Here is a 13,185-nt window from a genome sequence, read left to right as displayed (position 1 = left end):
GGAGATTAGGGAACGTGCGCTTTTTGCCCGGTTTTTCTTAGTGTTAAATAAAATGCTAAATTGGATAAATCACCTGTGATGCTTTAGAATAAAGGAATAAGCAGCACAGGTTTTTTTATTTAATCGGACAAGTAGCTTTCCTACAAGTATGGTGAACGTACGGTCAAGCGTCATTTCTTAAATGCCTAACAGACGCGCAAACGCTCGGATGCCTGCGGTCGCACCCTGTTGATGTAAGAAGCAGCTGAGGCATCACTCAAAGCACAAGGTTAATGAATCGACCACATGCAAGAGTACCGGAAATCTGCCCCGATTTTTACAGCTGTGGCCATTTTTAAGAGATGAGGCCTTAATGATAAGAGAACAGAGTATAAGAAAAACGAACGTTTGCCCGGTTTGACGGGGGATACGTCACGTTTTTCGGTGCTTTCAGGAGGAACGTCATGAATAAATTAGTTTTAATTGATGGCAATAACGTCGTTTATCGCGCTTTTTTTGCACTGCCGCTGTTAAGTAATAATCAAGGTATGTATACAAATGCCGTATACGGCTTCACGATGATGCTGATGCGCGTCATTGAAGAGGAAAAACCAACGCATTTGCTTGTCGCCTTCGATGCAGGAAAAACAACCTTTCGTCATGCAACGTACAAAGAATACAAAGGCGGCCGCCAGAAAACACCACCGGAACTGTCCCAACAATTTCCACTCGTTCACGAATTGCTTGATGCGATGGGTATTCAGCGTTACGAGCTGGATAATTATGAAGCGGACGATATTGTCGGTACACTTGCTCGAGAGGCAAGCAGCAATGGGTTTAATGTTCGCATTGTTACCGGGGATAAGGACTATTTGCAGCTGGTCGACCAAGGCGTACGCGTGTCCCTGATCCGCAAAGGAATCACCGATACGGTTGATTATGATATTGAGAAGGTCAGGGAAAGGTATGGGATTAATCCTCGAGAAGTCATCGACCTTAAAGGGCTTATGGGCGATGCTTCGGATAATATTCCCGGCGTGCCCGGAGTTGGCGAGAAGACGGCGATCAAGCTGTTGAAGCAATTTCAGACCGTCGAAGGTGTCTACGAACACATCGAACAGGTATCAGGCAAAAAACTGAAGGAAAAGCTGGAAACCAATAGAGAGCAAGCGCTGTTGAGTAAGCAAATCGCAACCATTGACAGAGAGTCGCCGCTTGAGATTTCGCCCGAAGAATGCAGTTATACACATGAATTTACAAGCAAGTTGCGCGATCTGTTTAACGAATTGGGCTTTCACTCACTGCTTGAAAAAATTGATGTTACCGATTCGGATGAACCTCAGACCGACAAGAAAGACATTGCCGTCCAAACGGTTACTCATTTTAAATCGGATCAGCTTGTTTCGCCGAGTGCATTGATTCTCCAAATGCTTGATGAGAACTATCACTATGCAGACATCACCGGTATCGCTGTTTCGAATAAAACCGGTACCTATTTTATTGAAACACAACACGCCCTTAAGGATGACGCGTTTCGAGAATGGCTGGAAGATCCGAAAATGAAGAAGGTGCTGCTTGACAGCAAATCGGCAGAAGTTGCCTTAAACTGGCGCGGTTTAATGCTGCACGGCGCAGCGTTCGATGTGCGGCTTGCTGCTTATCTGATTGATCCATCAGAAGCGGGGCAGGATCTGGCTCTTTTGGCGAATAAACGCGGCATCAGCAATGTCGAAACCGATGAAGCGTTCTATGGAAAGGGCGCAAAGCAGAAAATTCCTGAAGGTAACGGACAGGCGCAGCATTTGGGCAAAAAAGCGGCTGCATTGCTTCAGCTTGAGCCGAAATTAATTCAGGAGCTTATTGAAAACAAGCAGAGAGAGCTGCTTTTTGAACTGGAACTGCCGCTCGCTCACGTGCTTGCCAAAATGGAATATACGGGGATAAAAACAAGCAGTGAAACATTGAAAGCAATGGGCGAAGAGCTTGATCGAACGCTTGAAATTATCGAACACGACATTTATTCAATGGCTGGTGTAACGTTTAACATTAATTCACCGAAGCAGCTTGGTGAAATTCTATTCGAAAAATTGCAGCTGCCACCAATTAAAAAGACGAAAACAGGCTACTCGACTGCTGCCGATGTTCTTGAGAAACTGCGCGGCCGCCATGAGATCATTGATAAGATTCTTGATTACCGGCAGCTTGGCAAATTAAAATCCACCTATGTCGAGGGATTGCTTAAAGTGATCAATCCGGAAACCGGACGTGTGCATACCGTCTACAATCAGGCATTAACGCAAACCGGCCGACTGAGTTCAACAGATCCGAACTTGCAGAACATCCCGATTCGACTTGAAGAAGGACGCAAGATTCGCAAAGCGTTTCTTCCAAGTGAAGAAGGCTGGCAGATTTTCTCCGCCGACTACTCACAAATCGAACTTCGCGTGCTCGCACATATTGCCGATGATGAAAATCTGAAAGAGGCATTTCTTGAGAATATGGATATTCACACGAAAACTGCAATGGATGTTTTTGGTGTAGCCGAAGATGAAGTGACACCGTTGATGAGGCGCCATGCGAAAGCCGTTAATTTTGGCATCGTCTATGGGATCAGCGACTATGGGCTATCGCAGAATCTTGGGATTACGCGTAAAGAAGCGGCGCAATTTATCGAGCAATACTTAAAGAGCTATCCGGGGGTTCATCAGTATATGAGAACCATCGTTCAGAAGGCGAAAACAGAAGGTTATGTGACCACCCTGTTGAACCGTCGCCGCTACTTGCCGGAGATTAACAGCCGCAATTTCAATCGGCGTAGTTTTGCCGAACGAACGGCGATGAATACGCCGATTCAGGGCAGTGCCGCCGATGTGATTAAGCAAGCGATGATTCACATGGATCAGCGGATTCAAGAAGAAAAATTGCAAACACGGATGCTGCTTCAGGTGCACGATGAATTGATTTTCGAAGTCCCGGAACACGAACTCGACATCATGAATCGCATTGTTCCTGAAGTGATGGAGCATGCCATTGAACTTCGCGTTCCACTGAAAGTCGAGTGTTCCTACGGGCCGACGTGGTACGATGCAAAATAAAGAAAGCGTTTGGCGCCGACTCAGCGGCGCTGCTTGGCTATTTGGGAGTGAGCGATTTGCCAGAATTACCAGAGGTTGAAACCGTCAAACGGACATTATCACAGCTTGTCTTAGGGAAAACGGTGAAAGAAGTTGAGGTACGTTGGCCGAAGATCATCCGGCGCCCGGATGATCTTAATCAGTTTAAGCACGCGCTTATCGGGCAGACGATTCACGATATCAAGCGGCGGGGGAAGTTCCTGCTCTTCTGTTTCGATGATTTCGTGCTGGTCTCGCATTTGCGTATGGAGGGCCGCTATCGCTTGGATCCGGAGCACGCGCCGACGGATAAGTATACGCATGTGATCTTTCATTTTACGGATGATACGGCGCTCCGTTATCGTGATGTACGCAAGTTCGGAACCATGCATCTCTTTAATAAGGGTGAGGAGTGGCAGCATCCGCCGCTTGCAAAATTAGGGCCGGAGCCGCTCTCAAAGGCCTTAACGGTTGACTACCTCACCACCGCATTTTCGCGAACCAGCCGCTCAATTAAACAAGTTTTACTTGACCAGACGGTTGTGGTTGGCTTAGGCAATATCTATGTCGATGAATCGCTGTTTAAAGCGGGGATTCATCCGCTTACCCCTGCATCAAGCCTGAGCGCGGAGCAGCTGGAGCAACTGCACCATGCGGTTGTGGACACATTGACAAAGGCGGTCACCCTTGGTGGAAGTACAATTCGAACGTTTGTAAACAGTCAAGGGCATATGGGGTTCTTCCAACAGGAACTTGCGGTCTACGGGCGGAAGGGAGAGCCGTGTGTGCGCTGCGGGACTGCGATTGAAAAGATCAAGGTCGGCGGACGCGGCACGCACTATTGCCCGATATGCCAGCCTCGGAGTTCAGAGCAATGATCAAAATAGGTTTAACCGGAGGCATTGCCAGCGGGAAGAGTACGGTTTCGCGCTGGCTGATGGCGCAAGGCTATCCGGTGATCGACGCTGATCGCGTCTCTCGCGAAGTTGTTACACCTGGGGAAAAAGGGCTGCGCTTAATTGCAGGCCATTTTGGTGAAGCGATGCTTTTGCCCACTGGTGCATTGGACAGAAAAAGGCTGGGCGCACTCATTTTTCAGGATGACAAGAAACGCAAGCTGTTAAATGAACTCTTGCATCCTTTGATACGAACGCGCATGCTGCAACAGTTAGAGGAACTGGAGAAACGCAGGGAGCCGATTGCCTTTTTAGATATCCCATTGCTCTATGAGAGTGGTCTTGAGACCTTGACGGATAAAACGATTGTGGTTTATGTAACCCCGGAGCAGCAATTAAAACGTTTGATGAAGCGGAACGGCCTTACTGAGGAACAAGCGCGTGAACGCATTGATGCGCAGATGCCCCTTGAAGAAAAAGCAAAGCGCGCAGATGCCATCATTGATAACAACGGCTCCGTAACGAAAACCGAAGAACAGATCCGTGCACTGCTTCACAAGGGGTTGTTCGATTGTTAAGTCTAGGTACATCTCGCGCGGCTTTTCATCCGTTGTCTAGTAGGATACAATAAGCTTATCGATAACAGCGAATGGAGTGAGAATAGTGCGCTGTCCGAATTGCAAACAAATGGCAACGAAAGTGCTGGATTCACGCCCTGTTGATAATGGGCGTGCCATCCGCAGGCGTAGAGAATGTGAATTGTGCCATCATCGCTTTACGACGTTTGAGAAAGTAGAAGAAACGCCTTTGGTCGTTGTGAAAAAAGGGGACAACCGAGAGGCGTTCAGTCACGAAAAGATGCTGCGCGGGCTGATTAAAGCTTGCGAAAAGCGTCCGGTTCCGCTCGAACGCCTCGAGCAGCTTGCCAATGATGTTGAAAAAACGTTGCGCGATGAGGGGCGTTCTGAAGTGAACAGCCATGAAATCGGCGAACGTGTGATGAATGAATTGGTGAAGGTGGACGAGGTCGCGTATGTCCGCTTTGCTTCTGTATATAGACAGTTTACAGATATCAACGTTTTTGCGAAAAAAATACAAGAATTAAAAGATCAGCTGGAAAAAGAGAAAAACAACAAGAAATAAATTTTGTCAGGACAATGGAAAAGTAGTGATTGATGCAAAATTGATGCAGAGCGGGAGGATAAAGGCATGCTGCAGTCTTGGAAGGAAGTACTGCCGGGCGATCATTATCGCGTTGAGACAAACGGACTGCTTCATTCTTTTGACCAAAGAGTCATAACACTGCTGTATCAGCCGCTCATTGGTATCGAAGCAGCAAGTCTGTATTTTACGCTTTGGCAGGAAGTTGAGTTTTTAGAAGAACACTTAACCCACCATCATTTAATGGGTTCGATGAACTTGTCTTTGGATCGTATTTTAAAAGCGAGAAAGAAACTTGAGGCCGTGGGCTTGCTGGAATCGTTGAAAAAAAAAGAGGCAGCCCCCGGTCAGTTTGTCTATCGTCTTGAACCGCCACTTACGCCGAATCGATTTTTCAAAGACGGTTTTTTAAATTTGTTTTTATACCGTCAGATCGGTGCACGTGAATACAAACGGCTTGCAGAATTATTTGCCGTTCACAGAGTAAATACCGCCGACTATGAAGATGTATCCGCATCATTTGATGAAGTCTTCAAATCGGTCCCTGCTTCAGAGACAATCGATGAGCGGAATAATGTGAAGACGGAAGGTTCATGGGCGCACCGCGCGACTTCGCCGAAGATCGGGCTTAAGACACATTTTGACTTTAAGCAAATGATGACTTATTTGTCAGATGCGATTGTTGAGGAAGATGCGTTGACTGAAGACGTACGTCAGGCAATCGATAAACTTGCATTCGTGTACCGTACTGAGCCATATGATATGAGCAAGGCGGTGCAAGCAGCGGCGCTTCATACCGGAGAGGTCGATATCGATGCCCTTCGTAAAGAAGTTCGTGATTTCTATCTGCTTGAACATGGTGCAGATGAAATGCCGGCTCTGTATGAGCGGAGACAGCCGGAGTCGCAGCGGGAGTTTACGGAGAAAGAACCGCAAACCGAAGAAGAGCAGTTGATTGCATGGTACGAACGCAATTCTCCGTACCAACTGCTTGAAGCGCTTGGACAAGGCAGCAAGCCGGCAGCTCCGGACTTGAGACTCATTGAAAATTTGATGTTCGACACGAAGATTAATCCAGGTGTAATCAATGTATTGATCGACTATATTTCTCAAGTCAATGATCATAAATTAAACAAAGCATTCGTCGAAAAAGTCGCCGCACAGTGGGCACGGGCGAATGTGACAACTGTGCGTCAGGCGATGAACTATGCACGTGAGGAACAGAAGAAACGGAAGCAGACGAAAAAGTCCCCTGCGACTAGAGCGCCGGCTTCCGCCCGCACCTCAGCTCGAAAGGAGCATCAAGAGGTCATTCCGGAATGGATGAAGCGGCCGAAGAAAACAGAGAAACAAACCAAAGAAAATGAAGAAGCGGTAAAACAGAGAGCCAAGTGGCTTGAAGACTATTTGAATCAAATTTAAGCGCATCAAAAAGGGGGTGTCGGACATGGATCCATTAGCTTCATTATTTAAAGAGTTGTCAGCGGGACGGAATGTGCAGAAGCAGTGGCGTCAACTAGAAAACGAGCTGAGTACTCACCCGGATGTTCGCAAATTTGCAGAAAAAAATCCGGATATTGACGAAGCGGCTTGGTCAAGAAACGCATCACGGCTGTTTCAGTTCGTCACTGAACGAAAGGCTTGTGCGCATTGTCCAGGACTCGACCACTGTCCGAACATGATGAAGGGCTACCGTCCTCAATTAGTGAATGACAAAGGGACACCGTCCTTGACCTTTGTTCGATGCCCGCTTCTTGAAGAACAGGAAGTAAAGCAGCGGCAAAGCAATCTCATCCACAGCTACTATGTACCCAAAGACGTACTGAACGCGACGTTTGACTCCATCGACAAAGAAGAAGGTGGCCGGCAGGAAGCGATTTTGGCGGCGGGAGAATTTGTAAAGCGCTACCTAAATAACCCGTCGGAAACTAAAGGCCTTTATCTTTGCGGCGAGTTTGGTGTCGGCAAAACCTATTTGATGGGTGCAATTATGAAGCGACTCGCTGAACGGCGCCATATTACCTCACTCATTGTGTACGTACCCGACTTTTTCAGAGAAATAAAAGGAGCGATTCAGGACCATTCGGTCGATGAGAAATTAGAAGTCTTGAAAAAGACACCCGTCCTGATCCTTGATGATATCGGGGCGGAAACCATTACACCCTGGATACGCGACGAAGTGCTCGGCAGTATTCTTCAATACCGAATGATGGATCATTTACCGACACTTTACACGTCGAACTTCAACTATGACGAACTGGAAGATCATTTCTCCTATTCGCAAAAAAGCGGGACGGAACGTGTAAAAGCAAAGCGTGTAATGGAACGTATCCGCCATTTTACCCAATTAGTTGAAATGACCGGTGTCAATCGGCGTTGATAAAATTCTAAAAAAATGAAAACAAAAGCGCATGAATAAGGTCTTCCTCCCATATAGTCCTTATATAAGTTGGGACGGGGAGGATGAACCATTGGAGATTGATTTTGATACCCGGCAGGAGGCTGCGGAATTCTATCGACGTTTGCCTTCTTCTTTAAGACAAGTCACTGGTGTGATGCTTATTAACAGTCGATTGGCTGTTTTTCCGGAAAAAACGACGGATTATAAAGAATTTGCGCAGTTAATTGCCCGCTATATTTGCGAACGCTATGAAAAAAAATGGGTTATGGCCATCATCGAAAACTATTACTATTTTACAGACCCGGAAGAACAGGTTGCTATTTTAAACATTGTGTCCGCAATTTTTGCCGGCGAAAAAAATGATTTGCCTCAGACAGAGGTGCTTGAGGATCGGCGCACGATTATCATGGACTCGCTTGAAGGTATTTTGCAGGAGCATCATAGCGTTTCATTCACGTCCATCGTTCGCTTTCGTTTAACCGCGTATCGAAAAGCACTGAGACGCTATGTCGAAATTGCGATCGATGAGTACAAGCTGGAGCAGGAGTATCAAGTTTTTATTGACAAGCTACGCCGCATCATTCGCGCCTATAAACCGCTCTGCGAGAAGATTGAAGTCTATGATGAACAGCCTTTCAAACTTTATGATGAGCGTCACCATCTTATTCGAAACATTCAATCGGTTCGATCCTTTTATCCGATCTTAAAACAGTGGGGGATTGAGGCGGAGCCCTCGATTGTTCTGTCGCTGATTGCCTTGGCACCGAAACAAGTCATTGTCTATACCGATCGTCCGGATCATGGTGTGATGAAAACGTTGCATCGGGTTTTCGAAGACCGTGTCTGCTTTGTTCCATCATCCCTGCATTTGACCAGTGGAAATCGCGTATCGCAATAAAGACGAATCTTGTCGAAAAATAAGGGAAAAAATTACAACCAATTTATGGATTGCGGGTTTACATTGTAATAATTTCCATCTATACTAGAAAAGTAAATTGACGAAAGGAGGTCATCAAAACATGATGACACTTGGAATGAACGTTAAAAGTAATCCAATTGCATATAGGTTTCGGATGACCTCCACGTATTCATTCATGCATTAACCATTTATTCAAATGGTGGTTAAACTTAATTACTGAACGAATCCGCAGGTCAGATTGCCTGCGGTATTTTTGTGCGCTTAAAACCGTATTGGCGATGCCTTTGCGGTTTTTTTTACGCTCAATTACCAATAAATGGTATATAAAGCCTGCGCTGGACGCTGTGCTTTTATATAAATTTTTTCAGACTGGCGCACAATCAGGAGCCGGTCCTTGACGACTAAGAAAGGATGATGAATGATGCACGCATCTGCAGATCTGCAATTGCCGATGGAACAACGAGAATTTTTTCATGACCCACATCGATTAAGGAGGGGAGGTAAGGGAATGGTTAAATTTAATCTGTTTGCTCTGACCTTTACAGTGTCGATCAGAAAGACGAAATCAGCATACGAACGCTACGAAGACCGTAAAAGAATTAAATCAATCCATGAACGAATGCTTGATAAACGTTTTGAATACGAACGTTATATTCGGTAATGGTTTCCAAAAAAATTTTGATGGGAGGCGTTGTTTATGTTAAACGGAATAATTGTGGTGGTTCGCGCGCGTTTTGGAAAGGGGACACAATTTCTTTAACTGCGCTGCACTTTGAATGGGGCCAGTCGATATGATACGATAACAGCAAAGCAACAACAAGGGGAGTGAACGATGATGAAAAGATTTCTAGTACTTCTTGCCAACGGCTTTGAGGAGACTGAAGCGGTTACTGCGATTGATGTTTTGCGCCGCGGAGGCGTTGAGGTGGTGCTCTCTTCAGTTGCCGATACACCGCTTGTTGAAGGCTCACGAAAAATTGTTGTGAAAGCAGATGTGTCGATCGACAGTGAGGGACTTCTTGATTTTGACGGCATCTATCTTCCGGGAGGGGCGAAAGGTGCTCAGACGCTTCGTGACGATGCACGCGCGCAGAAACTGATTCGTGCCTACAAGGAGAATGGGAAACTGGTAGCAGCAATCTGCGCCGCACCGATTGCCCTGGAGCAAGCGGGTGTGCTTCAAGGCGAAACGGCGACGAGCAATCCGGATTTCAAGGATCACATCAAACAAGCGGCTTATCACGAAGAGCCGATCGTGGTTTCAGGGAAGCTCCTTACTTCTCGCGCAGCGGGAACAACGCTTCCTTTTGCATTGGAAATCTTGCGTCAGCTTGGTTTGCAAGACGAAGCAAAACAGGTCAGCCGTGATATGATGTTCGATTATCTCATTGAAAATCGTGAAAAGATCTTTTATTAATTAGATAGGAAAAGATACGAATCTGAGTACAGCGACAGGCTGTAAACCAAACGGGCAGGCATCAGCGGGTACGAAGAGGCTCCCAGACTGTCCGAGGTAAGCACGCGCATTTTTCAATTTTAACTTGCATGAAAAGAAAATGCATGATATAGTATTATATGAATTTGCAAAGAGTAAAGCAGAGGCGCCCGGCTTCTCACCTGTTCGACGCATTTTATGTTGTTGCCAGGTATGAATTAACGAATGTACGGTCAATGCGGGCGTTTTTGCGCCCGCATTTTTGTTTGCTCAAATAGCCAGCGATTTGCTTAATTTTATTTGGAGGTGGCTCAATATTAGCAAAGATATGATTGTCAACGAAGGTATTCGTGCACAACAGGTTCGTCTGATTGGTCAGAACGGAGAACAGGTCGGCATTAAGTCGAAAGCGGAAGCATTAGCGATGGCTCAGAATGTGAACCTCGATCTCGTGCTGGTCGCACCAGGTGCCAAGCCGCCGGTTTGCCGAATCATGGATTACGGGAAATACCGTTTTGAACAGCAGAAGAAGGAACGGGAAGCACGAAAGAACCAGAAGGTCATCAATCTTAAAGAAATTAGGCTCAGCCCGAGTATTGAAGAACATGACTTCAATACGAAAATGCGCAACGCCAAGAAATTTCTTCAGAAAGGCGACAAGGTCAAGGCGTCCGTTCGCTTCAGAGGGCGCGCGATTACGCACTCAAATCTCGGACGCCAAGTGCTTGAAAAGCTCGCTGAAGAGTGTGCCGATATTAGCGTTATTGAGGCGAGACCGAAGATGGAAGGACGCAGCATGTTCCTTGTGCTTGCACCTAAAGTCGACAAATAATCGAGCAATTACACTGCGTTTTGAATGACAGCAGGTGCTGTTCTAAGAAACGGATTTTACTAGGAGGATTTAGTTATGCCAAAAATGAAAACACACAAAGGTGCCGCAAAACGTTTCAAGAAAACCGGTACCGGCAAGTTTAAACGGGAACACGCGTACACGAGCCACATGTTCAGCCATAAGTCGAACAAGCAAAAGCGCAACTTGGATAAGAGCGCAATTGCAACTCCAACTCTAGCTAACAAGCTCAAGAAACTGATCAACAACTGATTTTAAATTTAAAACGATTTATTTTTAGTGTCGCAGCAGGCGGCTTATTCTAGGAGGTTTTTTCAATGGCAAGAGTTAAAGGCGGATATGTGACTCGTCGCAGACGCAAAAGAGTATTAAAATTAGCAAAAGGTTATTTCGGCGCAAAACACAAACTGTTTAAGGTTGCGCAACAGCAGGTCTTCAAATCCCTGACTTATGCTTACCGTGATCGTCGTCAGACCAAACGTAACTTCCGCAGACTGTGGATTGCACGAATCAATGCAGCAGCACGTCTGAACGGACTTTCTTATAGCAAGCTGATCTACGGCTTGAAAGAGGCAGGCGTTGAAGTAAACCGCAAGATGCTCGCTGACCTCGCTGTTAACGATGCAGCAGCATTCGCAACACTCGCTGAACAAGCAAAAACAGCAGCAAAATAATTTTACCCATCAAAACAGCACCTCTGCCGCACTTTTTGTATGGCATGGGTGCTCTTTTATTTTCTTGAAATTTGTTGGTTCTGCTTACAGCGCTTCGCCTTGTGATGAAAAGTTCGAAAAAATCAGCATTGATTTTTTCGGGCTTTTTTTTGCGTTGATTCGTTCATGTTGATGAAAGCCGAAAACGGATACGTCATCGTTTATAATGAAAGAAGCATCCGAATTAAGAAAGAGGATAAAGAACCCACTTGAATTCTAACTCAGATGGGAGCGCCGCATTAAGGATATAGTAGTTATAGAGTTGGGGGATGGGGGTCAAAATGGACACAACTGAAATCAGGCAAGCAAAAAGCCGGGAAGAGTGGCATGCTGCGCTCAGCCTGTGGAGCGACGTTTTTCAGAAAGAACGCGCATTCTTTAAAGACAGAATTGAATGGGACCCAAACACGAATTGGCGCCATACATGGATTGCCAAAGTGAACGGGCATTTGGCTGCCGCTGTTCATCTTTTCCCATTCTTTCTTAACTATGATGGGGCTGCACTGAAATGCGGCGGGATCGGCAATGTTGCTGCACGGCCTGAATATCGCGGCAGGCATCTTGTACGAACCCTATTGAATCGACAATCGAAATGGATGATGGAACATGACTTTGATCTGTCGATGCTCTATACGGGAATTCCTGCCTTTTATGAAAAAGAAGATTGGCATGTGCTGCACGTGAAGGAACAGGTGCTTGAGGCTTCGCGCATACCGGAAGAATCTAAGGGAAACCGGCTTTATTCCATTCGTTCCTTGAAGGAACATGATCGGAACGAAATCGCGCTGCTTTATGATAGGTATAATCAATCATTAGTTGGTCCGACGATTCGATCAGCGGCTTACTGGAACGGGCAGTTCAAGTGGCTGAACAATCGAACGGGTGGCGGTTTCGCTGCTTTTTGCAATCGGCGGTTGGTTGCCTATCTCAGATGGGAAGCATTCGATCACGAAACCCTCGGTCTGCAGGAATGCTGTTATCTGCCAGGCCATGAAGCGGCTCTTCCTGCACTAGTGCAGCGTGTGAAAGAAGCTTGCCCTCGAGGAAAATTTATGAGTGCACAGATGCCGGAATCCCATGCGCTGCGGCAATGGTTTGAACGATGGGGCGCGCATCATCAAGACAATACAAGGACGATGTGGAAAGTCATACGGCTTCCTAAACTTTGCCGGAAACTTGAGCCGATTTTTTCGAAGCACCTGACGGGTGGAGAACGTCTTTTGGTACGCGTCGGATCTGAAGCGATTCTTTTTTATCGTGAAAAAGGGCAAGTGGTTACAGCGCTGCCGAGCGACTCGATCACTTTTCAACCGTCCATTGAACGCGATGAAACGGATTTTATTCATGATCTTCTGCTTGGAATGGATGGAGAAAAGCAGCCTTATACTTCCCTCTTTCAAAAGAATGCGTTTGTTTGCTGGAAAACGGATCGCTTTTAAATGCATTTTGCGCGGAAACAAAAAGCAATCGGAAGCCTAAGCTCCCGATTGTTGCCTTACGGTTTGTTAAACACCTTGTTCGAGACGGGTCAGCATTTGATCGCGAAACGAAGAATCTGCTTTGTTCCAAATGACTTCAAAGAGAACACCGAGGCCGGGAAGCATTTTTTCTTGGCCATTTTGAATGGCATCAATAACGGTATCCTGCAGCTGCTGCTTATTATTGCCCGATAGATTATGCAGCACGGCACGGCGAATGTCTAAATCCATGAATGACAT

Annotated in this window: 14 protein-coding genes; 13 read left to right on the top strand and 1 reads right to left on the bottom strand. The window is 46.2% G+C overall.

All coding sequences use genetic code 11. From position 1 onward, the window contains the following. Positions 1 to 443: 443 nt before the first annotated feature. The 13 genes from polA to SIN01_RS00150 all read left to right on the top strand — a co-directional run bounded on the left by polA (position 444) and on the right by SIN01_RS00150 (position 12,906). Positions 444 to 3,074: a DNA polymerase I gene (gene polA, locus SIN01_RS00210; protein ID WP_010025641.1), complete on the top strand. Its 2,631-nt coding sequence runs from the start codon at positions 444 to 446 to the stop codon at positions 3,072 to 3,074. A 56-nt stretch (positions 3,075 to 3,130) separates the two neighbouring features. Beyond that, entirely contained in the window at positions 3,131 to 3,970 is an 840-nt protein-coding gene (gene mutM / locus SIN01_RS00205) for a DNA-formamidopyrimidine glycosylase (protein ID WP_010025642.1), read from the top strand. Then, entirely contained in the window at positions 3,967 to 4,566 is a 600-nt protein-coding gene (coaE, locus tag SIN01_RS00200; RefSeq protein WP_010025643.1) for a dephospho-CoA kinase, read from the top strand. Before mutM ends, coaE begins: the two co-directional genes overlap by 4 nt. An 85-nt stretch (positions 4,567 to 4,651) precedes the next feature. Next, the gene (gene nrdR, locus SIN01_RS00195) at positions 4,652 to 5,131 is read left to right on the top strand and encodes a transcriptional regulator NrdR (RefSeq protein WP_010025645.1); all 480 of its coding nucleotides are present in this window, start codon (positions 4,652 to 4,654) and stop codon (positions 5,129 to 5,131) included. Positions 5,132 to 5,197: 66 nt separating this feature from the next. Then, positions 5,198 to 6,571 carry a replication initiation and membrane attachment family protein gene (locus SIN01_RS00190; RefSeq protein ID WP_047035535.1) on the top strand — a complete coding sequence of 458 codons (1,374 nt, stop codon included), beginning with the start codon at positions 5,198 to 5,200 and terminating at the stop codon, positions 6,569 to 6,571. A gap of 25 nt (positions 6,572 to 6,596) precedes the next feature. Then, positions 6,597 to 7,529: a primosomal protein DnaI gene (dnaI, locus tag SIN01_RS00185; RefSeq protein ID WP_010023939.1), complete on the top strand. Its 933-nt coding sequence runs from the start codon at positions 6,597 to 6,599 to the stop codon at positions 7,527 to 7,529. Between the two features lie 91 nt (positions 7,530 to 7,620). After that, positions 7,621 to 8,448 (top strand): putative sporulation protein YtxC, encoded by an 828-nt coding sequence (locus SIN01_RS00180; RefSeq protein WP_010023941.1) that lies wholly within the window; start codon positions 7,621 to 7,623, stop codon positions 8,446 to 8,448. Between the two features lie 529 nt (positions 8,449 to 8,977). Beyond that, entirely contained in the window at positions 8,978 to 9,130 is a 153-nt protein-coding gene (locus tag SIN01_RS14895) for a YrzI family small protein (RefSeq protein ID WP_162198733.1), read from the top strand. A gap of 171 nt (positions 9,131 to 9,301) precedes the next feature. Then, the gene (locus SIN01_RS00170; protein ID WP_237760188.1) at positions 9,302 to 9,886 is read left to right on the top strand and encodes a DJ-1 family glyoxalase III; all 585 of its coding nucleotides are present in this window, start codon (positions 9,302 to 9,304) and stop codon (positions 9,884 to 9,886) included. Between the two features lie 346 nt (positions 9,887 to 10,232). After that, positions 10,233 to 10,736: a translation initiation factor IF-3 gene (infC, locus tag SIN01_RS00165; RefSeq protein ID WP_010023945.1), complete on the top strand. Its 504-nt coding sequence runs from the start codon at positions 10,233 to 10,235 to the stop codon at positions 10,734 to 10,736. Positions 10,737 to 10,811: 75 nt separating this feature from the next. Further along, positions 10,812 to 11,006 carry a 50S ribosomal protein L35 gene (gene rpmI / locus SIN01_RS00160; RefSeq protein ID WP_010023946.1) on the top strand — a complete coding sequence of 65 codons (195 nt, stop codon included), beginning with the start codon at positions 10,812 to 10,814 and terminating at the stop codon, positions 11,004 to 11,006. Positions 11,007 to 11,071: 65 nt separating this feature from the next. Beyond that, positions 11,072 to 11,428 (top strand): 50S ribosomal protein L20, encoded by a 357-nt coding sequence (gene rplT / locus SIN01_RS00155; protein ID WP_010023947.1) that lies wholly within the window; start codon positions 11,072 to 11,074, stop codon positions 11,426 to 11,428. Between the two features lie 320 nt (positions 11,429 to 11,748). Then, positions 11,749 to 12,906, top strand: a complete 1,158-nt coding sequence (locus SIN01_RS00150) for a GNAT family N-acetyltransferase (RefSeq protein WP_010023948.1) — start codon at positions 11,749 to 11,751, stop codon at positions 12,904 to 12,906. 66 nt (positions 12,907 to 12,972) lie between these two features. Here the strand turns inward: SIN01_RS00150 and sspI are convergent, their stop codons facing one another. Continuing rightward, positions 12,973 to 13,176, bottom strand: a complete 204-nt coding sequence (gene sspI / locus SIN01_RS00145; RefSeq protein ID WP_010023950.1) for a small acid-soluble spore protein SspI — start codon at positions 13,174 to 13,176, stop codon at positions 12,973 to 12,975. Positions 13,177 to 13,185 lie beyond the last annotated feature (9 nt).

Origin of the sequence: Sporolactobacillus inulinus, assembly GCF_006539285.1 — a bacterium.
GTDB classification, from domain to species: Bacteria; Bacillota; Bacilli; order Bacillales; family Sporolactobacillaceae; genus Sporolactobacillus; species Sporolactobacillus inulinus.
Note: the sequence above shows the minus strand (reverse complement) of the source record. Positions and strands in the feature narration are given on the sequence as shown.